The organism is Psychrobacter sp. CX10 (assembly GCF_057621575.2).
Genome location: NZ_CM177736.1, coordinates 3,056,576 through 3,080,968, shown reverse-complemented (window position 1 = coordinate 3,080,968; position 24,393 = coordinate 3,056,576). Strand labels below are relative to the sequence as shown.

15 protein-coding genes, 2 tRNA genes and 2 rRNA genes are annotated in these 24,393 nt (G+C 41.3%); 7 read left to right on the top strand and 12 right to left on the bottom strand.

Annotation, left to right across the window (positions count from 1 at the left end):
* Positions 1–78: 78 nt before the first annotated feature.
* The 5 genes from AC21OH_RS12470 to AC21OH_RS12450 form a co-directional block, all read right to left on the bottom strand.
* Positions 79–2,932, bottom strand: a 23S ribosomal RNA gene (locus tag AC21OH_RS12470).
* A 352-nt stretch (positions 2,933–3,284) separates the two neighbouring features.
* Positions 3,285–3,360: transfer RNA gene (locus AC21OH_RS12465), tRNA-Ala, on the bottom strand.
* 98 nt (positions 3,361–3,458) lie between these two features.
* Positions 3,459–3,535: transfer RNA gene (locus AC21OH_RS12460), tRNA-Ile, on the bottom strand.
* 154 nt (positions 3,536–3,689) lie between these two features.
* A 16S ribosomal RNA gene (locus tag AC21OH_RS12455) occupies positions 3,690–5,226 on the bottom strand.
* Together the 16S and 23S rRNA genes with 2 tRNA genes alongside form the textbook arrangement of a ribosomal RNA operon.
* 889 nt (positions 5,227–6,115) lie before the next feature.
* The gene (locus tag AC21OH_RS12450; protein WP_487371387.1) at positions 6,116–6,241 is read right to left on the bottom strand and encodes a hypothetical protein; all 126 of its coding nucleotides are present in this window, start codon (positions 6,239–6,241) and stop codon (positions 6,116–6,118) included.
* Positions 6,242–6,453: 212 nt separating this feature from the next.
* Here AC21OH_RS12450 and thrS point away from each other — a divergent pair, with 212 nt between their 5' ends.
* From thrS to AC21OH_RS12435, 3 genes are all read left to right on the top strand, one after another.
* Entirely contained in the window at positions 6,454–8,388 is a 1,935-nt protein-coding gene (gene thrS / locus AC21OH_RS12445; protein WP_487371388.1) for a threonine--tRNA ligase, read from the top strand.
* Positions 8,389–8,411: 23 nt separating this feature from the next.
* Positions 8,412–8,915, top strand: coding sequence for a translation initiation factor IF-3 (gene infC, locus AC21OH_RS12440; protein ID WP_007395847.1), 504 nt, complete (start codon positions 8,412–8,414; stop codon positions 8,913–8,915).
* Between the two features lie 427 nt (positions 8,916–9,342).
* Positions 9,343–10,599, top strand: a complete 1,257-nt coding sequence (locus tag AC21OH_RS12435) for a toxic anion resistance protein (protein ID WP_487371389.1) — start codon at positions 9,343–9,345, stop codon at positions 10,597–10,599.
* Positions 10,600–10,744: 145 nt separating this feature from the next.
* On the opposite strand, the gene ahpC is transcribed toward AC21OH_RS12435, so the two are convergent.
* Positions 10,745–11,311 carry an alkyl hydroperoxide reductase subunit C gene (gene ahpC, locus AC21OH_RS12430; protein WP_486536644.1) on the bottom strand — a complete coding sequence of 189 codons (567 nt, stop codon included), beginning with the start codon at positions 11,309–11,311 and terminating at the stop codon, positions 10,745–10,747.
* A 552-nt stretch (positions 11,312–11,863) separates the two neighbouring features.
* On the opposite strand from ahpC, the gene AC21OH_RS12425 reads away from it, so the two are divergent.
* Positions 11,864–12,775 (top strand): hydrogen peroxide-inducible genes activator, encoded by a 912-nt coding sequence (locus tag AC21OH_RS12425; protein WP_487371390.1) that lies wholly within the window; start codon positions 11,864–11,866, stop codon positions 12,773–12,775.
* Between the two features lie 78 nt (positions 12,776–12,853).
* Positions 12,854–13,588 carry an HD domain-containing protein gene (locus AC21OH_RS12420; RefSeq protein ID WP_487371391.1) on the top strand — a complete coding sequence of 245 codons (735 nt, stop codon included), beginning with the start codon at positions 12,854–12,856 and terminating at the stop codon, positions 13,586–13,588.
* Between the two features lie 24 nt (positions 13,589–13,612).
* On the opposite strand, the gene AC21OH_RS12415 is transcribed toward AC21OH_RS12420, so the two are convergent.
* From AC21OH_RS12415 to AC21OH_RS12390, 6 genes are all read right to left on the bottom strand, one after another.
* Entirely contained in the window at positions 13,613–14,320 is a 708-nt protein-coding gene (locus AC21OH_RS12415) for a M48 family metallopeptidase (RefSeq protein WP_487371392.1), read from the bottom strand.
* 31 nt (positions 14,321–14,351) lie between these two features.
* Positions 14,352–15,716, bottom strand: a complete 1,365-nt coding sequence (locus AC21OH_RS12410; protein WP_487371393.1) for a DUF1513 domain-containing protein — start codon at positions 15,714–15,716, stop codon at positions 14,352–14,354.
* Positions 15,716–16,846, bottom strand: coding sequence for an imelysin family protein (locus AC21OH_RS12405; protein ID WP_487371394.1), 1,131 nt, complete (start codon positions 16,844–16,846; stop codon positions 15,716–15,718). The genes AC21OH_RS12410 and AC21OH_RS12405 overlap by 1 nt, the downstream gene beginning before the upstream one ends.
* Positions 16,847–17,009: 163 nt before the next feature.
* Positions 17,010–18,662 carry a di-heme oxidoreductase family protein gene (locus tag AC21OH_RS12400; RefSeq protein ID WP_487371395.1) on the bottom strand — a complete coding sequence of 551 codons (1,653 nt, stop codon included), beginning with the start codon at positions 18,660–18,662 and terminating at the stop codon, positions 17,010–17,012.
* A 299-nt stretch (positions 18,663–18,961) separates the two neighbouring features.
* Positions 18,962–20,422, bottom strand: a complete 1,461-nt coding sequence (locus tag AC21OH_RS12395; protein ID WP_487371396.1) for an imelysin family protein — start codon at positions 20,420–20,422, stop codon at positions 18,962–18,964.
* A 358-nt stretch (positions 20,423–20,780) separates the two neighbouring features.
* Positions 20,781–21,434 carry a YiaD family glycine zipper/OmpA-like lipoprotein gene (locus tag AC21OH_RS12390; RefSeq protein WP_486536636.1) on the bottom strand — a complete coding sequence of 218 codons (654 nt, stop codon included), beginning with the start codon at positions 21,432–21,434 and terminating at the stop codon, positions 20,781–20,783.
* 673 nt (positions 21,435–22,107) lie between these two features.
* On the opposite strand from AC21OH_RS12390, the gene yihG reads away from it, so the two are divergent.
* Both yihG and AC21OH_RS12380 read left to right on the top strand, forming a co-directional pair.
* Positions 22,108–23,061 carry a 1-acylglycerol-3-phosphate O-acyltransferase, YihG family gene (gene yihG / locus AC21OH_RS12385; RefSeq protein ID WP_487371128.1) on the top strand — a complete coding sequence of 318 codons (954 nt, stop codon included), beginning with the start codon at positions 22,108–22,110 and terminating at the stop codon, positions 23,059–23,061.
* A gap of 156 nt (positions 23,062–23,217) precedes the next feature.
* Positions 23,218–24,300, top strand: coding sequence for a hypothetical protein (locus tag AC21OH_RS12380; protein ID WP_487371127.1), 1,083 nt, complete (start codon positions 23,218–23,220; stop codon positions 24,298–24,300).
* Positions 24,301–24,393 lie beyond the last annotated feature (93 nt).

Genomic DNA, 24,393 nt, shown 5'->3' with positions numbered 1-24,393 from the left:
AATCAAATATATAAGTAATTATCAGGTGATATCGAAATAATTGGCTGATGTACAACTTTAAAACCACTTGGGTGTTGTATGGTCAAGCCGATCGAGCAATTAGTACAGGTTAGCTACACACATCACTGCGCTTCCACACCCTGCCTATCAACGTTGTAGTCTACAACGACTCTTAAGGGAAATCTAATCTTGAGGTTGGCTTCCCGCTTAGATGCTTTCAGCGGTTATCCAATCCGAACGTAGCTACCGGGCAATGCCATTGGCATGACAACCCGAACACCAGCGGTTCGTCCACTCTGGTCCTCTCGTACTAGGAGCAGATCCTCTCAAATTTCCAACGCCCACGGTAGATAGGGACCGAACTGTCTCACGACGTTCTAAACCCAGCTCGCGTACCTCTTTAAATGGCGAACAGCCATACCCTTAGGACCTGCTTCAGCCCTAGGATGAGATGAGCCGACATCGAGGTGCCAAACACCGCCGTCGATATGAACTCTTGGGCGGTATCAGCCTGTTATCCCCAGAGTACCTTTTATCCGTTGAGCGATGGCCCTTCCATACAGAACCACCGGATCACTAAGACCTACTTTCGTACCTGCTCGACTTGTGGGTCTCGCAGTTAAGCGCGCTTTTGCCTTTATACTCTTTGAACGATTTCCGACCGTTCTGAGCGCACCTTCGTACTCCTCCGTTACTCTTTAGGAGGAGACCGCCCCAGTCAAACTACCCACCATACATTGTCCTCGGTATTGTTATACCTGAGTTAGAACCTCAACATGACCAGGGTGGTATTTCAAGGTTGGCTCCACAAATACTGGCGTATCTGCTTCAAAGCCTCCCACCTATCCTGCACAAGTCAGGTCAAAGTTCAATGTAAAGCTGTAGTAAAGGTTCACGGGGTCTTTCCGTCTAGCCGCGGGTACACAGCATCTTCACTGCGATTTCGATTTCACTGAGTCTCTGCTGGAGACAGCGCTGCCATCATTATGCCATTCGTGCAGGTCGGAACTTACCCGACAAGGAATTTCGCTACCTTAGGACCGTTATAGTTACGGCCGCCGTTTACTGGGGCTTCGATCAAGAGCTTCGCCTTACGGCTTACCCCATCAATTAACCTTCCAGCACCGGGCAGGCATCACACCCTATACGTCCACTTTCGTGTTTGCAGAGTGCTGTGTTTTTAATAAACAGTTGCAGCAGCCTGGTATCTGCGACTGCTAATAGCTTACGGAGCAAGTCCTTCACCATCAGCAGCGTACCTTCTCCCGAAGTTACGGTACCATTTTGCCTAGTTCCTTCAGCAGAGTTCTCTCAAGCGCCTTGGTATTCTCTACCTGATCACCTGTGTCGGTTTAGGGTACGATTCGTTTATGACTAAGTTTAGAAGCTTTTCCTGGAAGCATGGTATAGACCGCTTCGCTGTACAAGTACAGCTTGCTATCAGATCTCAGCATTAATAGCCCGGATTTACCTAAGCCATCTGCCTACATCCTTTCACCTGGACAACCATCGCCAGGCCGGTATAACCTTCTCCGTCCCTCCATCACATCATAAACAAGTATCGGAATATTAACCGATTTCCCATCGACTACGCCTTTCGGCCTCGCCTTAGGGGTCGACTCACCCAGCCCCGATTAACGTTGGACTGGAACCCTTGATCTTCCGGCGTGGATGCTTTTCACACCCATTATCGTTACTCACGTCAGCATTCGCTCTTGTGATACCTCCAGCATGCCTTACAACACACCTTCTCAGGCTTACACAACGCTCCCCTACCACTTGAAACAATTTTCAAATCCGCAGCTTCGGCTCCTAGTTTGAGCCCCGTTACATCTTCCGCGCGGGCCGACTCGACTAGTGAGCTATTACGCTTTCTTTAAAGGATGGCTGCTTCTAAGCCAACCTCCTAGCTGTCTATGCCTTCCCACTTCGTTTCCCACTTAACTAGGAATTTGGGGCCTTAGCTGGCGGTCTGGGTTGTTTCCCTCTCCACGATGGACGTTAGCACCCACCGTGTGTCTCCCGGATATCACTCATCGGTATTCGGAGTTTGCATCGGTTTGGTAAGTCGGTATGACCCCCTAGCCGAAACAGTGCTCTACCCCCAATGGTGTTCGTCCGAGGCGCTACCTAAATAGCTTTCGGGGAGAACCAGCTATCACCGAGTTTGATTAGCCTTTCACCCCTATCCACAAGTCATCCCCTGGCTTTTCAACGACAGTGGGTTCGGTCCTCCGGTGCCTGTTACGGCACTTTCAACCTGCTCATGGATAGATCACTCGGTTTCGGGTCTATACCCCGCAACTAAACGCCCTATTAAGACTCGGTTTCCCTACGGCTCCCCTAATGGTTAACCTCGCTACAGAATATAAGTCGCTGACCCATTATACAAAAGGTACGCGGTCACCCCACAAGGAGGCTCCCACTGCTTGTACGCACACGGTTTCAGGTTCTATTTCACTCCCCTCACAGGGGTTCTTTTCGCCTTTCCCTCACGGTACTGGTTCACTATCGGTCAGTCAGGAGTATTTAGCCTTGGAGGATGGTCCCCCCATCTTCATACAGGATTTCTCGTGTCCCGCACTACTTAATATGCTTCATCTAGAATTTCGACTACGGGACTATCACCCACTATGGTCAGATTTCCCACTCTGTTCGTCTATTCTAAAATCCGTCGGCTCCTCCCCGTTCGCTCGCCGCTACTAGGGGAATCTCATTTGATGTCTTTTCCTAAGGGTACTGAGATGTTTCACTTCCCCTCGTTCGCTTACTAATAAATTAGTATATCTAGTTTACACTAGATGGGTTTCCCCATTCAGAAATCTCCGGATCACAGGATATTGCCGCCTCCCCGAAGCTTATCGCAGGCTGTCACGTCTTTCATCGCCTCTGACTGCCAAGGCATCCACCATGTGCGCTTAATTACTTGACCATACAACCCCAAAGGGTCTTTGTCAGCAATTATAACGATATCACCTTGATAATTTACGCTTGATTCAGTTCTCTTATTACTTTTTATAACCAACCTCTTGGGATAACAGCAATACTATAATAGCTATTGACGTTAAAAAGGTTGATTAATGGATAAACAATGGCTCAGTGAATGATTCATCGTTTATCCGAATATTACAACTCATATCTATGTTTTTAAATAGTAATAACGTCTTCATCAGATCGTTATGTTGTTTCTGTATAAAACAGAAGTAAGAAATCGTTTTACTGATTGCTTACTTCTATTTTATCTTCTTACTATATATGTTACGTCTCTTGCAATCATCTAGTAATGGTGGAGCCAAGGAGAGTCGAACTCCTGACCTCCTGCGTGCAAGGCAGGCGCTCTACCAACTGAGCTATGGCCCCTGAGAAGCGTGTAAAAAAAGCACCGCTTTTTTAGCTTCGCAAGAGAAATTTCCTTAAAGGGAAATTTCTAGAAGCCTTGTACTTTCCAAGATCTCATATGGTGGGTCTGATAAGACTTGAACTTATGACCCCCGCGTTATCAACACGGTGCTCTAACCAGCTGAGCTACAGACCCTGAGCGAGGATATAGATGAAGCACTGCTTCATCCCGAGCGCAAGAGAAATTTCCTTTAAGGGAAATTTCTATAAGTCTTGCTTCCTCGAAAGCTTTTATCTACTAAAACTAAAGAACAACTTGTTGTGAATTCTTGCTGACCGAATGCCGTTTATAAGGAGGTGATCCAGCCGCAGGTTCCCCTACGGCTACCTTGTTACGACTTCACCCCAGTCATCGACCACACCGTGGTGAGCGCCATCCTAAAAGGTTAGGCTACCCACTTCTGGTGCAATCAACTCCCATGGTGTGACGGGCGGTGTGTACAAGGCCCGGGAACGTATTCACCGCGGCATTCTGATCCGCGATTACTAGCGATTCCGACTTCATGGAGTCGAGTTGCAGACTCCAATCTGGACTACGATAGGCTTTTTGAGATTCGCATCACATCGCTGTGTAGCTGCCCTCTGTACCTACCATTGTAGCACGTGTGTAGCCCTGGTCGTAAGGGCCATGATGACTTGACGTCGTCCCCGCCTTCCTCCAGTTTGTCACTGGCAGTATCCTTAGAGTCCCCGGCCAAACCGCTGGTAACTAAGGAAAAGGGTTGCGCTCGTTGCGGGACTTAACCCAACATCTCACGACACGAGCTGACGACAGCCATGCAGCACCTGTATTCTAATTCCCGAAGGCACTCTCGTATCTCTACAAGATTCTAGATATGTCAAGACCAGGTAAGGTTCTTCGCGTTGCATCGAATTAAACCACATGCTCCACCGCTTGTGCGGGCCCCCGTCAATTCATTTGAGTTTTAACCTTGCGGCCGTACTCCCCAGGCGGTCTACTTAGTGCGTTAGCTGCGTCACTAAGGGATCAAGTCCCCCAACGACTAGTAGACATCGTTTACGGCGTGGACTACCAGGGTATCTAATCCTGTTTGCTACCCACGCTTTCGAACCTCAGTGTCAGTATGATGCCAGGAGGCTGCCTTCGCCATCGGTATTCCTTCAGATCTCTACGCATTTCACCGCTACACCTGAAATTCTACCTCCCTCTCACCTACTCTAGCCTAACAGTATCAGATGCAGTTCCCAGGTTAAGCCCGGGGATTTCACATCTGACTTATTAAGCCACCTACGCTCGCTTTACGCCCAGTAATTCCGATTAACGCTTGCACCCTCTGTATTACCGCGGCTGCTGGCACAGAGTTAGCCGGTGCTTATTCTGCAGCTAATGTCATCGCTTATGGGTATTAACCATAAGGTCTTCTTCACTGCTTAAAGTGCTTTACAACCAAAAGGCCTTCTTCACACACGCGGCATGGCTGGATCAGGGTTGCCCCCATTGTCCAATATTCCCCACTGCTGCCTCCCGTAGGAGTCCGGGCCGTGTCTCAGTCCCGGTGTGGCTGATCATCCTCTCAGACCAGCTACAGATCGTCGCCTTGGTAGGCCTTTACCCCACCAACTAGCTAATCCGACTTAGGCTCATCCAATAGCGAGAGCGCAAGCGCCCCCTTTTCCCCGTAGGGTGTATGCGGTATTAATACGAGTTTCCCCGTGCTATCCCCCACTACTGGGCAGATTCCTAAGTATTACTCACCCGTCCGCCGCTCGACGCCTGATAGCAAGCTATCATCGTTTCCGCTCGACTTGCATGTGTTAAGCCTGCCGCCAGCGTTCAATCTGAGCCATGATCAAACTCTTCAGTTTAATCTTGCTTGTAACCTTTCACTTAATTAAAAGTAAGATAGATTACTAATCTTGGCTCATTTAATACTAGCAAATTGCTTTTCGTATGTTTCATATAATGAATTAACTTCGAGTTTTTCTGCTGTATTAAATGATAATTTTTTATAGTTAGTCATTATCCATACCTATTAATAGATACAAACAATCCCAACTTCATTTTTAGCATTCTTAATCAGCAAAAATCCACACAAGTTGTTCTTTAGTTCTAGCTTTTAAATAATGACTAGCTTGTCGTCCAAGACTAGTTGTGCTATAAAGTTATTAGCCTCTTCAATTTGAAGTGCTGTAAGCTTTAGTAGCGAGCCGTCTAGTATATAAATTATTATATATTCTGTCAAGCTTTATTTTATTCTTTATCAAAACATTTTTCTCTATGTCTATCTGACTTAGTTCATGTTGTCCTGATGAGGTGCGTATTATACGCGGTTTGTATCTGCTGTCAAGGGTATGTATTGATTTATTTTTGGTTTGTTGTATCTAACCTTGCTAAAATACCTCGCACCCACTCTCAGCTAAACCTTTGTTTTAATACAAATTTTAGATGTACCAATTAGGTTTTTCTCTTAACAGGTGGCTAGTATATAGGGTTTATTTCTCTGGTCAAGAGGTTAGGGTCAATAGGTTGATTTATACTTAATTTTATTAGGCTTTTATTAATTGTGCACTATCCTATCGCCCTATACTTCTTACCTCTCACTTCTTCCTATTTGGCTTAGCTATTAAGCATCATGTAGTATTTAATGTGCTATTTCACATGCTATATATATTATAAGTATTAAATAGGATCTATATCAAAGGGCATATTAGCTAAGACTCGATAGTTGCCCTGTGATCCTTAACTACGATGACACTATATAAAAAACTCTGATGCCACCGCTAGCCCTGATTGCAGCGGATATACTGCATGAGTGAATGAGGTACGATGGCTTAGTTTGGCTAGGCTCGCGAAGCAAGAGACTTGCCAAATGTTAGCCATCGCGTTATTCACTTATGTAGATAGTAGCGAAAAGCAGGAATAGCTATAAAAACGGATAAAAAATCGTTTATAATAGGATAAATGACGACTTATAAACTGGCTTTAAGGTCGGTTTTTTTGTTTTAATGGTTGTCTTTATTGTTTTCATCACAATTATATGTGTTTTATGATCATTTCTTTATTTGCATTATAGATTATTTGGATTCGAGATTATGGTTGCAATTACTTTACCTGATGGCAGTGTAAAAGAGTTCGACGGTGCGACAACAGTGATGCAGGTCGCTGAAAGTATTGGCCCAGGCCTTGCAAAAGCGACAATTGCAGGACGTGTGGATGGCAAGCTTGTGGATGCTTGTGATCCTATCACGACTGACGCTAGGGTTGAGATTGTAACCGCACGTGAGCAAGATGGGTTGGATATTATCCGCCATTCGACTGCGCATTTATTAGGTCATGCGGTTAAACAGTTGTATCCAAACGTGAAAATGGTCATCGGTCCAGTTATTGATGATGGTTTTTATTACGATATATATAGTGAAAAGCCATTTACACCAGATGATATGGCCGCCATTGAAAAGCGTATGGCTGAGCTGATTAAACAAAATTATGATGTCATCAAAAAAATGACCCCACGTGAAGAAGCGATTAAAATCTTTGAAGAACGTGGTGAAGATTATAAGTTAAAGCTTATTGAAGATATGCCTGAGGAAAAAGAGCTAGGCTTATATCACCATCAAGAATATGTTGATATGTGCCGTGGTCCACACGTACCCAATACCCGCTTTTTGAAAGTATTTAAATTGATGAAAATGAGCGGTGCTTACTGGCGCGGTGATGCTAAAAATGAGCAGCTTCAGCGTATCTATGGCACGGCGTGGGCAGATAAGAAAGAGCTTAAAGCCTATATCCAGCGTATTGAAGAAGCTGAAAAACGTGACCATCGTAAGATTGGTCGTGCTTTAGATTTGTTCCATTTACAAGAGCAAGCACCGGGCATGGTGTTCTGGCATCCAAATGGCTGGACTATGTATCAAGTGCTTGAGCAGTATATGCGTAAAATTCAGCAAGATAATGGTTATCTTGAGATTAAGACGCCACAAGTTGTTGATAGAGCACTTTGGGAGAAATCAGGTCACTGGGATAACTATGCTGAAAATATGTTTACTACCCACAGTGAAAACCGTGATTACGCCATTAAGCCTATGAACTGCCCTTGTCACGTGCAAGTGTTTAATCAGGGCCTAAAGTCTTACCGCGACTTGCCATTACGTTTGGCTGAGTTTGGCTCATGCCACCGTAATGAGCCTTCTGGCGCTTTACACGGCATCATGCGTGTTCGCGGCTTTACTCAAGATGATGCGCATATCTTTTGTACCAATGAACAAATTGGTAAAGAGGCATCTGACTTTATCAAACTAACACTTGATGTTTATAAAGACTTTGGTTTCGATAACATCGAGATGAAGCTATCTACTCGTCCTGAAAAGCGTGTTGGTGCTGATGAGCTTTGGGATGCCGCTGAAAAATCACTTGCTGAAGCCCTTGATGATGCAGGTCTTGAGTGGGAGCTTCAAGAGGGAGAAGGCGCTTTTTATGGTCCTAAAATTGAATTTAGTCTTCGTGACTCTATTGGCCGTGTTTGGCAGTGCGGTACGTTACAGCTTGATTTTAACTTACCAACGCGCCTAAAAGCTGAGTTCATTAACGAGCAAGGCGAGCGTGACACACCTGTCATGTTGCACCGCGCTATCTTAGGCTCGTTTGAGCGCTTCCTTGGTATGCTCATTGAGCATTATGCAGGTTGGATGCCTGTGTGGTTATCACCGCAGCAAGTTGTGGTCATGAACATCACTGATAAACAAGCGCCTACTTGCGAAAATGTGGTCAGTGAGCTAAAAAATGCAGGCATACGTGCTATTAGTGACTTGCGTAATGAAAAAATTGGATTTAAGATACGAGAAAGAACATTAGAACGTATCCCTTATATGCTAGTATTAGGGGATAAAGAAGTTGAGTCAGGACAAGTAAACGTACGTACTCGTGAAGGCGAGAACCTTGGCGTCATGTCTGTGACCGATTTTATTGATTTAGTCAAAAAAGCAGTTGACCAAAAGGGTCGACTAACAACAAAAACTGATGAGGAGTAATACCTATTAAACAGTCAAACCGTTTGAACATCAACGAAGAGATCCAGCAAAAAGAAGTTCGTCTAGTCAAAGAAGACGGCGAACAGATGGGTGTTGTTGATATTGAAACTGCCCGTAAAGCGGCTCGTGATGACAATCTAGATTTGGTTGAATTGGTACCAGACGCTAAACCGCCTGTTTGTAAAATCATGGACTACAAGCGTTACTTGTATGACCAGAAACAAAAGGCGAAAGAGGCTAAGAAAAACCAGAAGCAAACTCAGCTTAAAGAAATGAAGCTACGTCCAAGTACTGATGAAGCAGATTACCAAGTTAAACTGCGTAAAATTATCAGCTTCTTGGAAGATCAAGATAAGGTTAAGGTAACGATTCGTTTCCGTGGGCGTGAGATGGCTCACCAAGACCTTGGTCGTCAGCAGCTTGAGCGTATCATTGAAGATACCGCTGAGATATCAAATGTCGAACAGCATCCTAAAATGGAAGGCCGTCAGATGGGTATGCTACTTGGCCCAACACGTAAAAAGTAAACGTATTTGATTACTCAGCTATAGGTTTTCATAAGGTCTGCGCCACTGCTAAGGTATAACCGTTTGGTATGCCCTACTGGTATGATAATTAACAAAATAGCACCACCAATTTGCAGTAGCAGATTGGTGGTTTTTTGTTTAAGCAAAATATTGTGTGATATTTACAGTATTGCACGCTGTCTTAACCCTGTTAATAAGATAACTTAAATCTAAACTTAGGTTGCTTACGCTACCGTTAAGTCTGTTTACTTTTAATTAATACCATATAAGCGCAGTTTCTTGTACCATCTAATTTACTGAGAAAACAAATTTAAATACCTATTAAGAGGTTTATCTCGATTATTAAAATACGATAGCTTCCATAGAAGAGGCTATTAATCCTACAATTTAGCAACAACTTTACTTTAATCATTGATAAGGATACTTTATGCAAGAACTGACACCACCAGAGAATGCCAGCAGCCCATCTATCAGCTTAACACCGCCTGAACCCGTTAAAGAAGTTCCTACTAGTGAAGCGGACCAGATGGTTAAGCTTGATACCAATCAGATACCTGAGCTTGACGCTAAGGTAAATGCCTTTGTTAATCATGTTCTCACTAACCCCGTACAAAGTAGCGAGTTTAAAGAGAACGTACAGTCTATTCACAACTTGGGTAATAAAGAGATCCGTGAATCAGCTCAAGTATCGAATCGCATGCTGGAGTTACCTGCTAAAAGCTTGGATAAAGGTCTATTTGATAACTCCCCTATCGCAAAGTCTTTAACTGAGCTTCGCGGTATCGTTGAGGACTTAGACCCAAGCAAAAAACAGTTGACCAGCTCGCGTAAACTGTTTGGACTGATTCCTATGGGCAACAAAGTACAAGACTACTTCCGCCAGTATGAGTCGTCACAGTCACATATTAACGCTGTTGTAACCAGTCTTTATAATGGTAAAGACGAATTGCTCAAAGACAATGCGATGATTGAGCAAGAGAAGGTCAATATGTGGAACTTGATGCAGTCGTTGCGCCAATACATTTATGTAGGCAAAAATATTGATGAACAATTAGAGCAAAAGGTCTATGAGATTGAAGCGACTGACCCAGAAAAAGCCCGTATTATCAAAGAAGAAATGCTGTTTTATGTGCGTCAAAAAAATACTGACTTCTTAACCCAGCTGGCGGTTAACGTACAAGGTTACTTGGCTTTAGATACCATTCGCAAAAACAATCTGGAGCTTATTAAAGGTGTCGATCGTGCCACCACCACCACAGTTTCTGCATTACGTACAGCTGTCGTCGTTGCTCAAGCCATGACCAATCAAAAACTGGTACTAGATCAAATCAGCGCGCTTAACAAAACGACCAGCAGCCTGATTGAATCAACCTCTGCGATGATGAAGCGTCAATCGACTGAAATTCATGAACAGGCTTCCAATAGCACTATCGAACTTGATAAGCTACAAAGCGCTTTTAACAATGTGTATGAAACCATGGATATGATAAGCGACTATAAGGTTAAAGCGCTAGATAGTATGAAAACCACTGTTGACTCACTCACTCATGAGGTTGATAAAGCTCAAAAATACTTAGATAAAACCAATCAGACTACAGTGCTTGAGGTATCTAAAGAAATCGATACTAAGAAGATCACTCATCAAAGCAGCACCAACTCTAATACCGTTGATGTTGATCTATAGCGGATATAAATCCAAAAAAAGTATAAGTTTAAACTCTTATGCTCTACTTCAAGTTAAAAAATGAGAAACAAAAAAAGCCCCGCTAACTTAATAGCGGGGCTTTTCAATCTAAAACGATTTATCTGTTAAATTAGATAAAGCTCAATTAGATTTTACCTACTAGATCTAAGCTTGGCTTAAGAGTATCTTGACCTTGTTCCCAAGCAGCTGGACATACTTCACCGTCGTTTTCACGAACGTACTGAGCAGCTTTCACTTTACGAACTAAGTCTTTTGCACTACGGCCGATACCGCCAGCATGGATTTCAGCAACTTGGATCTTACCATCTGGATCTATAACAAACGTACCACGCTCTGCAAGACCAGATTCTTCGATCATGACGTTGAAGCCACGAGTGATACGGCCCGTTGGATCACCAATCATTGGGAACTGAACTTTACCGATCGCTTCTGAAGAATCATGCCATGCTTTGTGAGTGAAGTGAGTATCAGTTGATACTGAGTATACTTCTACACCTAGACCTTTAAGCTCTTCATACTGAGCTGCCATGTCTTCAAGTTCAGTTGGGCAAACAAACGTGAAGTCTGCTGGATAGAACATGAATATAGCCCAGTTACCTTTTACATCGTCAGAAGTAACAGTTTTGAACTCACCATTAACGTAAGCTTCAGCTGAAAACTCAGGGATTTCTTGATCAATAATAGATGCCATCTTTTCGGCTCCTTTTTAAGTGGGTTTAAGTGAATTTTATTATTACTTATTAAATCTAGTTTAACCTAATACGCCAATATGATAACTAATTAACATTAAACCTATCATAATTTTATAGTCAATAAATGCTACATATTTATTTTTCATAACCTGAACACTACCGACTATATTAAACATCTTAGTATTTATCTATTACCCGCTTGTAATCATCATTGATATCAGATTAAAAGGTGCGTACTGGCTAACTACATTTATGATTGTAGCAAATGCAGATGTTTAGTATAGTTTAAACCTTTTAACTTGATGTTTTGTTTTATAAAACATAAAATCTAATGGGTACATACCGAATACAATACTAAAAATCACATAACCAACAAGCTGCTCTATAATTATAGATGGACACTACTATCTTGCTTTTCAAGACTTAGCCATTATATGTGCCGTGCTATGATTATGAACTACGGCTATAATCTGCTTAGCGTATTGAGATTTATATCCTTTAAGCAATTTCAGCTCTTTTAACAATAATAATAAACCAATAAGAGATTTTAAATGATTACACTAAGACAATTAGAGTTTGCACTCGCCGTTGCCAAGCACCGCCACTTTAAACGTGCCGCTGAAGAGTGCAATATTTCACAGTCAGCACTCAGCTTAGGTATCGCTGAGCTTGAAAAACAGCTTGATACACAAATATTTGAACGTAATAATAAGCAGGTATTGATTACCCCTATTGGTGAAGAGATTTTGACCCGTGCACAGCGTGTGTTCTCAGAAATACATGACTTAACAACGCGCGCGCACAGCCACCAAACGCCCTTAGCATACCCTATGAAAGTCGGTATGATTCCAACCATTGCCCCTTATATACTACCCAAAATACTGCCTGAATTAAAAGTGCAATATCCCAATTTTCGCTTAACTGTTATTGAGCAGCAAACTGAGCGTCTTTTGGAGCAGGTTCGCTATGGTCATATTGATACGGCTATTATTGCTCTACCTTATGCTGTCGATGGGCTGCATACTTTTGAATTTTGGCAAGAGGATTTCTTTGCGATATTTCCAAAAGATAATCCTCTTGCTAAGCTTAAAAATATTAGTGCCGATCAGCTAGGCGATGCCAACCTGATGCTACTAGGAGAAGGACACTGTTTGACAGATCAAGCCTTGTCTGTCTGCTCATTCGACCGCGATGAATTCAAATCAAACTTCTCAGATGCAAGCTTAAACACATTGATTCAAATGGCATTGGCTGGTATGGGAACAACGTTAATCCCTGAAATGGCATTAAAACAAGTACATCGCCAAAATAATGAAGTAATCTCTGTTCCTTTGTCTGAGGCAGGCCCACATCGCCGTATCGCATTTGTGACTCGTTTAAATTATGCTCGTGTCGATGATGTGAACTTGTTAGGCCAGATATTCAAAAGTGCGCTAGAGGCAGATTATAAGCAGAATCATTAGTGCCAGCTTACTCTCCTTTCTTGTGCGCTTATAGCTTTAAAACACGACTATAGATATAAATATAAGGTGGCAAAAGCGATGATCAATTCAAGCGATATGACTCGTAATAAACTTGAGCATCGTTTTGCCACTTTAATATCACAAGTAGCTCAATTCAAGATGCTCGAAATACCGCTGTCGAGTGACCGCACCTTAATCTACGATAAGTCAAACACTTGGATACAAGCTCTGTGGCAAGAGATATCAAACCACTATACAGAGCAGCACCGTTATTATCATACGCTGACCCATATTGAGTCACTGCTAAATCACTTAGATATTAATAAAAGTAATATTAATAACATTGATGCGGTAGAACTGGCTATTTGGTATCACGACATCATCTACGACCCTACTCGTTCTGATAATGAACAAAAAAGTGCAGACTATTTCAAGCAGTCCTTACAATCTCGATTACCAATCAGCTTGATAGACCAAGTAGCATCGCTGATTATCATGACGGCTAAACATCGAGTGGGCACTCAGTTAGATAAAGATAATCATAAAGAGGTTTCTAAAAGAGACGCTAAGTATTTCTTAGATATGGACTTAGCAATTTTGGGCATAGATTGGTCTAACTACCATACTTACACAGAGTATGTTCGGCTTGAATATGCCCATGTGAATGATAATGATTTTAGTAAGGGTAGAAAGACAGTTCTTGAAAGCTTCTTAGAGAGAAAGCGGTTGTATTTTACTGATGATTTTTATTATAAGTATGAGCAACAAGCACGTGATAATATAAAGCACGAAATCGAAATGCTGTCTCATTAAGATGTAAGAGCAAAGCTATGAAAGCTAATCAACATCTCCCGACTTACCCGCTAGCATATCATGCCAGCGTTTATATTCTGGCATAGACCGCTTCACATGCGCCCAAAAAGCAGGACTGTGATTGGCTTGATGCAGATGACACAGCTCATGCACAATCACATACTCAGTGCATTCAACCGGATAAGCAGGCAAATAGACCGACAACCAGACTCGCTTTGCTCGAGTATTGCAGCTCCCCCAGCGTGTTTTCATCTTCTTAATGCGCATCTCATTGGCATAAGCACCGACGATAGGTTGCCACTTATTAAACAAAGCGGGCATTACGTTATCAAGCTCATGTCGATACCAGCGTAGCCGCTCATCCTCACCCATAATCAGACCTTTAGGCTTACCCCACAGTTTCACTGGCGTTATCGGATTAGCATTATTGTTTGCTGGTGCCAATCCTTTTTCCTGCTTCATTTTCTGACGCTTGAGTAGTTTCGCATGCTGATTAATAGCCCAGTCCACACGCTGCGCTAATGAGTGAATAATGTCAACATTTTTGACATAGTGCGGTGCAGATACCGAAAGCTGATGCGGCTTTAACCTAAAGTTAATATTTTTAACTCGCTTTCTTGTGATAGTCAGCTCAATACCTGCTTCAGTAAATAGCTCAAGCAAAGAGCTGTATACAGCTTCTTCATGACTTGAATGAGGACTTGTATGCTTCGGCTTTTGATTAAATATCATGACTTTCCGTTTTTTATCGGCTGATAGCGCTCTAGCTTAGTACAGTATTGAGATGATTATCAAAAGCGTAAGGTTGATGAAATTTATCTGCTTGGATACTAGGAGATTTTGCCGACATATCACAGCTTAACTGCGTTAAATACCCCTGCCCATCACTAACTATGAACTGTGGTGCTTCTTTGTTTTCACTCTTATTCAGACTTGTATCAAAAACAGCAACCCCTGCACAATCTGCTAAGTCTGTTTCATCAACCAACTGTCGAGTGCTCAAGTCAAAAATAGCCGCACAGCCACCTATCGGACTGGTCACGCAAACAAGATTAGCAGTCGATTCTACTGCGACACTGGCGATATAGTGATGGAATCGATGCCAACCTTTGTTATCCGTAGTAGGTATCTGCAATGGATTTAGCTCAGCCTCGCCGCGTCGATGAGTCAATACCATAGGCACACTAAGATAGCGTTCACCTTGAAACTGTATGGCCACTATCACAGTGCCATCTTCATGCATTGCTAAATGACGCACACTCATCTGATTATGTTCTGGGTATATTTGTTCTAGCAACTCACCATTATGACGATTTAGATATACCAGCGATGGCTGCATACTGTCTAAATTTAGCTCTTCACGAGAAGCCCTTTCTGTTTTGATACCGCCATTGGCAATGACTAGTGTTTCGCCATCAGTGTGCATCAAAAGCTCATGTGGCCCAATACCATGCGCTGCAAACTCATCAACCTTGCGGTAATTATCTTGCACATCATAGACACCAATAACACCATTAAAATCGGTGGTATTATTCTCAGTGACATATAACAAGCTCCCTGCCATGCTATAACAGGCATGCCCATAAAAATGTCGGTCTTTTCGTGCCAAGATACGATGAATAATATCTCCCGTTTGAACATCTAATATCCAAAAACACTCACTCGGTCGACGCCCCATCACTGCGACATGACGATTTTGTTTCAATACGGATCCAGTCAGCTGTGGCTTTGACTTAGGTTTTGGCTGGATCAATATATCATGAACACGCTCGGGCATCGTGGTTTGCCAAATAATTTGACGTGCATCATTAATTGCAACCACAGCAAAGTCATTGGTCTCTATGTCAGCAACCCCACTTATCCAGTCAGGTAATTTAATAGAAGGTGGATTAGAGGAGACTGACTGGTGGTATGGATGTTTATTAGCGTGATCAAACACCTGAGACTCAGACGCTTCATTCATACCCAGCTTATGCTTAACGCCCTGTAGGTAATCAAGTAGACTGACATCGGGATTATACTGCTTTCGTCCCAAGTGATGCGCACCCACTAAAGCAATTGTGCCTAGACTAGATAGCACCAATGTTTTAGCGCTGGCTTTAATCACATTAGTTTCAATACGCATCATTAATCGCCATCCGTACTGTTGAACCCTACTTGTACCCCAAGCGCTGGCATTAATTGGTGTTTTATAACTTGAGTAAGCTTAGTTAGCTTATCATATAAAGTTTTTTGATTATCTGGTGTGTCAGTAGCAATATCTTCTGGCATTTGCGCTAATAAAGCAGACGTTTCTGCTAAGACGGTAGATAACTCATCAGCCACGGTGTCTTGTCCGCCTTCATTTAAAATAGTAACAAGCTTAACGTCAGTCAGTGCTTTATTCAACGCCGCTACCTTAGCGGTAATAATCTCTCGACTTTGACCTGCAGCTTGGGCGGGAAGATGTCCTTTTTTATTACCTGTTAAGCCAAGCGGTTGATCCAGCGATCTACTTTTGGTGGTTTCTACCAATGATAAGATAGAATTAATCCAATAATTCATCCCCTTTTTATGACTACCTTCTTGTATGCCTAATAACAGTTCAGGTTGCTCTTCCCAAGCTTGTAATACGCTTTCTAAACGGATGGTAAGTGCTTCACTAGCGCTCTGCACGTACTGACACTGTGCTTCATTTAATGTATCATTACTATAAAGCACCTCTTCTAACCCTGGAATACCTTGTACAATAGCACTTTCAGATGCCAACTGCTTAGCTGTTAGACCTGGGTTAGCCTCTATTAAATCGATCACCCCTTGATGGATAAGCCCACGCTCATCAGGGTAATAATTAATATAAAGATTGCTCATGCTATCCATTGCAGGGCCAAAGTTTACAATCTCAGCACGCGCCCAAGCTTTTGCAAGATATAGCCATTGCTCTCTAAGCTGTTGCAACGACTGTTGCTCCACTGTACTGCTAGTTGCACACTGTTTGATAGCCAGCTCATTAAGCTTACGGCTTTGAGCGACCACATCTTTATAAACGTTTACTATTTGAGTATCTGTAATATGTTTGGCGTACTGCTCGGCAGTATCTGGCGCTATATCAATCGCCTGAACCTGATTACTCTTGTCTGACGCTTCAGATACAAGCTTCTCCTTAGGCTCAGAATCAGTCGCTGTATTTTGTACGTCATCGTTTGGTTTGCTACAGCTGATTAGCACGCCTGCACTTACAGCAGATAGAAGCATCGCAGCCAGTTGATGTTTTTTCATAATATTCCCAAAGTTATCGATATTGTTTAGTCATTAATCTTAATAAGTTGTCTGATATTTGAATGTGCAACAGACCCTAATATTAAAGTCAGCACATATTTTTTGATTAGCGAATAATGATATTAGCAGCGCTTACTGTTCTTAATTTACATGGATTTAAAAACTATAATGACTGTAAGAACGCTTCTAATTCACTGCGGCCTTGTTCATCTAGGCTTAATACTTGTTGCTTATGAGGCTCAGCCTCACCGCCATGCCATAATACCGCTTCCATAAGCGTACGTGCACGTCCATCGTGCAAGAAAGTTGCTTGGGAGTCGACGGTTTTAGCCAAACCAATGCCCCACAAAGCAGGCGTGCGCCACTCATGAGACGTTGCCAAAAACTCTACTTGCATATCTTTTGGTGCAACTTTTCCAGAAATAGTACGATCCGCTAAGTCCTCACCCATATCGTGTAGTAATAAATCAGTATAAGGATAAATGACTTGACCATGCTGCTCTAAATTATCATCTTGACCTTTAGGTAACTGATAACGCGGTGTATGACACTCCTGACACCCCATGTTATAAAAGCGTTTTTTACCCGCTAAAACTATTTTATCATCTGCATTGCGCCGGTTCGGAACTGCTAAATTTTTGGTATAAAATTCGACAAATCTTGCGACTTCATCACTAACTTCAACCGGTGGCTTTCCATCACCTTGATCATCTGCACCGGTAGGCGCAGCTAAGCATTCAGGTTGGTTTTTGGTGCAAGACTCTATGGGCCGGATACGTGATGTCAGCCCCATATCCTCATTAAAAGCACTCATATTCTGGGTCAGCAGACGGGTTTGACCCGCTTTCCAGCCAAATCGTCCCAATGCTTTTTGACCTGTCTGAGGGTCAATAACCCAGTTGTATTTGCCACTAATGCCGTCTTTATTTCCGTCATTTTCATCCGCTTGACCTTTAACTGCCTCATCAGGTATGTACTCAAGTAGCCCTAGGCCAAGCATAGGCAGTGCAACTCTTGGCGACACCATAAGCGCATCATCAAAGGCGCCATAGCCAGGATTTTTTAATTGAAGATCTGGTCGACGTAGCGTCACCACATGACCATCGTCGAATGTAACGGATTCATCATGCCAGGTTACAGCTATTTTAGCTTCAGCTGGCACGCCTTGGATACCTCGATCTTGTAGCTGTCCACCATATACGGGGTGGGGTACTTTTTCAATTTCAGAGTTTTGCAGCGCTTGTTGAAGCTCAGAGGTGGTAGCTGGCATAGCTAAGCGTATCAGCAAACTGTCTGCGCTATCTTCTGCATTGATAGGCGCATGCCCGCGACCGTCTTTAATATGACACGATTGACAAGCGGCTACATTAAATAAAGCACCAAGGCCATCGCGACTATCTGTGCTTGAAGGTGCGACTACCCAAGGCTGTTTAAAAAATGCATTCCCAATGAAGAAGTCACCTTTACGTGACGGAGTAATATTAGAAGATGGCTTGGAGTAGCTTTCAGTTGAGGTTATATTGATTCCGGTATCGCCGCCTTGTTTGATCTCTTGTGGATCAAAATCCACAAGCTGATCATAAGGGACACCTGCAAGTGACTCAATCTGCTGCTGCATATCGCTCATGCTATTTTCAGTCTTATTAATTTCTTGCTTAGCAATATTTGCGTCTTCACTGGGCTGACAGCCAATTAAGACCATCACTAACAATGCTAATAACGTTTTGTTTGAACATCGCTTTACAGACACTTTTGATGCGTCACTATCACTTGCTTGGTGCTCATTTCGATGATGCTCGCTATGAGGATATGTCATTTTGTTGCCCTTTATACAGCGTAACTAATTAGTGGGTTATGAGCATTAGTCAGTTATGCAAATTAGTCAGTTATGCACAGTTTACTAAACAAAAAAACGTTACCAGCTATACACTGGTAACGTGTCTTATATTCACTTAAACTCAATGTGTATCCTAGAACCATTACTCCTAGGATAACTATAAAATCTATCCATTCTTTTCTTCAAACTTTAGTTAATAAACGATTATCAACGCTGTCGTTTCATTTATTATCTATTTATAAATACTTAAATTTTAAAATACTATTAAAACTATACGATTAAAACTGTGACCCTGTATCAGCATCTAGATTATCAATACCAATTGATTTAGCAGCTTGCTCGAGCGCTCCTGTTAATGATTTAAGATCATTAATAGCGGATTCAATCCATGCACGGCGAGTGGCTTGCTCATCTGCTGAGACATTCATTGTCGCTGCTTGACTACCTGTCGCAATCATTTGATCCACTTTAATGCCATTGTTTTCTGCTTGATCAACAATAGTACTAAAGCTTGACTCTACTTTATCAAACTCAGCTTCCAGGTTCTGTGCAGACTCAGATTCACCTGCATCTATCAAGAATTGTTTAATGCCATAGCCGCCAACATTATCACCAGAAACAGTTTGGTATTGACCATGGAATATATTATCAATACCACGAGCATTATTGGCATAGCTTAAATGCGTTAAATCACTAAAACATTCGTGCTCATCTTCTGTTGACCCTGTGACAAAAGCTACCTGCATACGCTCTGACGCAAGTTCACCTAAAGCGAGGCTACCCATTTGATAAAATAGTTGACGAACTGCATTATCGCCGACACGTGCCATTAAATCACTACGTAAGGTATTTTCAGAATTTGGCTGCCATTCAGCCACCATGTCTTCTAAGTCATTTACTAAAAGCTGTGCGGCGGCTTGTAAATACGCGCCACGCTTTTGACAAATAGCAGGATCAACAGAATTGCCTTCGCCACTTGTACAGTTCTCGTCTGTCTTATAGTCAGTAACTGGTCTATTACCTGCCCCTTCACCAACACCATTTGTATCTTGGCCCCAAAGCAGAAACTCTATAGCATGATAACCAGTGGTGACATTAGCTTCGCTACCGCCAATCTCATTCATTTCAGCTAACATTTCAGGGGTTAAATTGGTGGTGTCTTGCTCAACACTACCGACAGTGATAACATCTGAATTAATGATATTGTCTTTGATATTGTACTCGCCAGCATAGTCATCAGACACATAATCAATTAGTGCTTCATCGAGTGGCCAGGCATTAACTTGACCTTCCCAGCCATCAACGCTACCTATAACACGGTTATCGTTTTCACTAACAAACCCTTCATCAAAACGAAAAACTTCGGTCTGAGAATATGGCTGACGAGCAGCTTTGTATGCAGCTTTAGCAGCAGACAAATTAGCTTCTGTCGGTGCTGCTACAAAGGCATCAATCGCAGCTTGTAACTCTTTGGCTTCACTCAATGAATCTTCATAACCTGCTTGAGCCATATCAGCATAACTGATCAACAACTTTTCTACTGAGGCTTTATCATAATCATTAGCAGTAGTCGCTGTAGTTTCGGTATAAGAGGTGACATCAGCCGTTTCAGTGGCTGTCGTGCCTTCTTTCTCATCCGATTTAGTACAGCTTGATAAAGCGAATGGTCCAAGCACTGCTAATATTATTGCTGTTGTTAATTTTGATCTGATTATAGGTTTTGAAATTGTTGATGCCATATACTATTCTCTTTTGTGTACTATTCTCAATTGTAGGAACAAGCTATTAATAAGCCCATAATGTTTTAATGGTTATGAGAAGTATAATCTTATTGATAACCATTATCAATAAAAATTTAACATAAAAAAAGACCAGCAGAAAGCTGGTCTTTTTATTGACTCATATTTAAAAATAACAATTTTGTTTAGAACAAGTACATTTCAAAATATAACTAAAATATATCTGCTAATTAAGTTTAATCGGTTCAATATGAACTAAGCCTAATCTTAAGCTAAACTAAACTAAACTAAACTAAACATAGCTTTTAGACTGGGTATTGAAATATACTGAATTTATAAGTATAAACCAATGTTAAAATTATCTTAAGTTTTGTGGCGCATTTAATTTAATTTCAACACGGCGATTCTGCATTCTACCGTCCGCAGTACTGTTAGAAGCGATTGGTTGATTTTGACCAAAGCCCATAGTTTGGATGCGGCTACGTGACACACCTTGATTCATCAAGTAGTTAGCCACAGATTGTGCACGGCGCTGTGATAAATCTTGGTTATAAGATGGGTTACCAGTACTATCTGTATGACCCATTACGGTAACGGTAGTTTGGTTATACTCGTTTAATGTATTAGAAAGTTTGTTAAGGGTATTATAAAATGAACCGTTAATATTCGTGCTATCGTGAGCAAAGGTAATATTACCTGGCATAATTAAGTCAATATTACCTTGACCATCATGCTCTACTTCGACACCAGTACCCGCCATATCCTGCTCAAGTTGTCTTTGCTGTCTTTCCATATATGTACCAACAGCGCCACCAAGTACAGCGCCAATAGCAGCATCACGACCTGTTTTTTCGCCACCAGTTGCTTTAGAAATACCTGCACCAGCAGCTGCGCCGCCCAATGCACCCAATACACCTTTATTTATACGTTGTTCGCCTGTATTTGGATCAGTTGTACAACCTGCTAGTGCAAGACCAGAAGCTAAAGTAGCAATCATTAATTTATTTTTCATAATTATGAGTCCTTAATAATAGTTAATTTACTTAACTTTCTAAATCTAACTAAATCTAACTTTATAAAAAGTTATGCAAGCTCTTTTATTGTAAATCATCACTTATTTCTAAATTTGACAAATCAAACTGAACTAAGGGTAGTGTTGTTCAATGTTGTTGTCTAAAATAATGATGTTATTGTAAAAGTCTTGATAACTAGATCGTATATACTTAATCATAGATATAGAAAGGATTTATATAAAATCTTACAAATAATTCATTAATCATTATGCCTATTGATATTTGTCTATGTGTAATAATTTGTGGGTTTGCTGTATTAGCTATATTTAGACTGGGTCAACCTAAATTTAAGAATAAAGATTTATTAATAGTGTTTATCGCAATGTTTTTAATGAGTTAAAAACAGTTTAAAAGAAATTATAATTAAAAGATGACTAATATAAATGATTGTTATTTTATCAACCCTTGGTTTACAATTGTAAACTAATAACAATCGTTATTTATATCATTTAATAGCTTATAACTTATTTGCAAAACTTAACCCCACGTGAATTGATAGTTTTAACAATAAGAATCAAACCTTAAAAATAGTAATTTATAATAACTTTTAATCATTATTAAACCCTCTATCCCATTTATTCTCCATCTTCAAACTGACTACTGCGGTGACCTATGAAAATTAAAAAAATCTATCAACGTCTACATAACAAAGCACCCTTATTTGGTAAAGCGACATCTTTTGCTACGGCAGCAGGTGTGATTGGTGCTAACACCCTAGTTGTTGGTTTACCGTTATGGCTAATGGGAATGACCAAAGTCGCGACGGGGGTTAGCGTTGCTGACAAAACGGTCATAAAAATAGCTAAGCATTGGATCCAAACTAACAACAAGCTCATCGATAACGTTTTGCCTGAAAAAGATTGGCGTATTGAGATGCCTGATGATTTATCCGAAGACAAACAATATTTGTTAATCAGTAATCATTTAACGTGGGTAGATACCAGTATTATTCAGTACATTAGTCAAGACCGTCTGCCTCTAACCCGCTTTTTTACCAAATATAATCTGATTTATATTCCATTTATTGGACAAGCATTTTATTTTTTAGACTTTCCCATGATGAAGCGGCACACTAAAAAAGAAATCGCTGAAAATCCAAGCTTAAAAGATCGGGACATCTTAGAAGCAAAACGTGCTTGCGAATTGTTAAAAGACAAACCCTTTGCTCTATTAAACTACCTCGAAGGAACTCGCTATACGCCTGCTAAAAGCAAAGCGCAAAACTCCCCTTTTAAGCACTTATTAAAACCAAGAGCAGGTGGCATATCTCTTGCTATCCAAGCCCTAGGTCCTCAGATAGATGGTATTTTAGACATGACCATTGTCTATCCAGATGGCAATCCTTCTTACACCGATTTGTGGAAAGGTAATATAAAACGGCTAGGCATTAATTTAAGACGCATTGAAATCCCACAAGAGCTATTTAATGCGATTGAGGATGGTGATTATAATAACGATGACTCTATTAAACAGATGATGTATAGCTGGCTTGATGAGCTATGGACAGAAAAAGATAAGTTAATTACACAAATGAAAGCAGATTTTGAGAATTCGGCAATATTGTAAGCCAGCTAGTATCGTAATCTTGCTAGTACCATAAGTCTGCTAGTATTCACACTGAGCTTGCTAAGGGTCAATGGGCATTCTAAAATAGATTTCGTTTTATCATTAGACTGTTATTAAATTAAGAATGAACTTTAAATTACAAGGTTAAGTAACCGTATGGGCGATCCGAACACCCCTATTAATGACCCACACCTAACAACTAGCTTATATGAGGGCAATCATAATGAGCAATCGCCTTTAAGAAGTAAAACAGCGGTTAAGCTGTCACTACTGTATGACATCATCATGCTCATCGTGATTGTCATTGATTTATTTATCATAAGTCTTGATTTGCTCTTGATGAGTAAGTTTATGGCGCAGGTTGCTGAGTGGCTCAACCTGACCTCTTATTTAACTTATTATGTTGATCATTTGCATAATCCGCTACGGGTGTTAGGCGGCTTTTTTACTATATTTTTGATTGTCGAGCTGACATTGCGCTGGCTACTGTCTATCATTCGTAAAGATTATTCCCGTTGGTTCTTCTTTCCATTCGCACACTGGTATGAAGTGCTAGGCTGCTTTCCACAGCTTAGAGCTTTACGGCTATTGCGTGCCTTTTTTATCGGCCGAAAACTCTATCAGCTAGGCTATAAGGTATTGCCGCAGAAATGGATTGAAAAAGGCAAGTTTTATTATGATGTTGTTTTTGAAGAATTATCTGATCGGGTGATTTTGACTGCAACAGGTAACCTTCGTCAGCAATTTGCGGATGAACAGGCCAATCAGCGTTTTATTGAGGAGACATTTAATAAAAATCGTCCCAAGATTCAAGCCATGATTTCCTCCATGTTAAAGCAAGAAGTGTCCCAGCATATTCAGCAATTAGGCAATGGCAAAGCTGCAGATGAATTGTCGTCAAAAATGGGTGAAGCGATTGAAGAGGCACTCGATAATACTCCAGAATTAAGACGTTATTTGCGCCTTATTCCAATCGCTGGCAGCATGATAGAAAATCAATTGCATACCATCAGTCATAATATTGCTGAGCAAACCACCAAGGCGGCATTAGGTCACTTGACTCAACCTGAGATAACTGAGCTCATCATGGATGAAATAGCGAGTACTATTGCTAATATCAATCTTGAAAATCCAGAGCTAGACTCACTGGTATCGAGCATTATTGACGATGGTCTGACTGCGTTTGAAGAACAAGTTAAGGTTCAACAGTGGAAACATCATGAACATCTGAGGTTTTGAGTGGTTGTAAGTTTTTGAAAAAATAGTAATTTTGTGACTAGACCTATGATACGTATATTGATACTCTTGTCTTTATAAACCAAAGCGAACCGT

Coding starts and splice junctions, on each gene's coding strand:
- AC21OH_RS12395 (WP_487371396.1), bottom strand. CDS start 20,422: ATGGCATCAACAATTTCAAAACCTATAATCAGATCAAAATTAACAACA.
- AC21OH_RS12380 (WP_487371127.1), top strand. CDS start 23,218: ATGGGCGATCCGAACACCCCTATTAATGACCCACACCTAACAACTAGC.
- AC21OH_RS12435 (WP_487371389.1), top strand. CDS start 9,343: ATGCAAGAACTGACACCACCAGAGAATGCCAGCAGCCCATCTATCAGC.
- AC21OH_RS12415 (WP_487371392.1), bottom strand. CDS start 14,320: ATGATATTTAATCAAAAGCCGAAGCATACAAGTCCTCATTCAAGTCAT.
- AC21OH_RS12450 (WP_487371387.1), bottom strand. CDS start 6,241: ATGGCTAACATTTGGCAAGTCTCTTGCTTCGCGAGCCTAGCCAAACTA.
- AC21OH_RS12410 (WP_487371393.1), bottom strand. CDS start 15,716: ATGATGCGTATTGAAACTAATGTGATTAAAGCCAGCGCTAAAACATTG.
- AC21OH_RS12425 (WP_487371390.1), top strand. CDS start 11,864: ATGATTACACTAAGACAATTAGAGTTTGCACTCGCCGTTGCCAAGCAC.
- yihG (WP_487371128.1), top strand. CDS start 22,108: ATGAAAATTAAAAAAATCTATCAACGTCTACATAACAAAGCACCCTTA.
- ahpC (WP_486536644.1), bottom strand. CDS start 11,311: ATGGCATCTATTATTGATCAAGAAATCCCTGAGTTTTCAGCTGAAGCT.
- thrS (WP_487371388.1), top strand. CDS start 6,454: ATGGTTGCAATTACTTTACCTGATGGCAGTGTAAAAGAGTTCGACGGT.
- AC21OH_RS12390 (WP_486536636.1), bottom strand. CDS start 21,434: ATGAAAAATAAATTAATGATTGCTACTTTAGCTTCTGGTCTTGCACTA.
- AC21OH_RS12420 (WP_487371391.1), top strand. CDS start 12,854: ATGATCAATTCAAGCGATATGACTCGTAATAAACTTGAGCATCGTTTT.
- AC21OH_RS12405 (WP_487371394.1), bottom strand. CDS start 16,846: ATGAAAAAACATCAACTGGCTGCGATGCTTCTATCTGCTGTAAGTGCA.
- AC21OH_RS12400 (WP_487371395.1), bottom strand. CDS start 18,662: ATGACATATCCTCATAGCGAGCATCATCGAAATGAGCACCAAGCAAGT.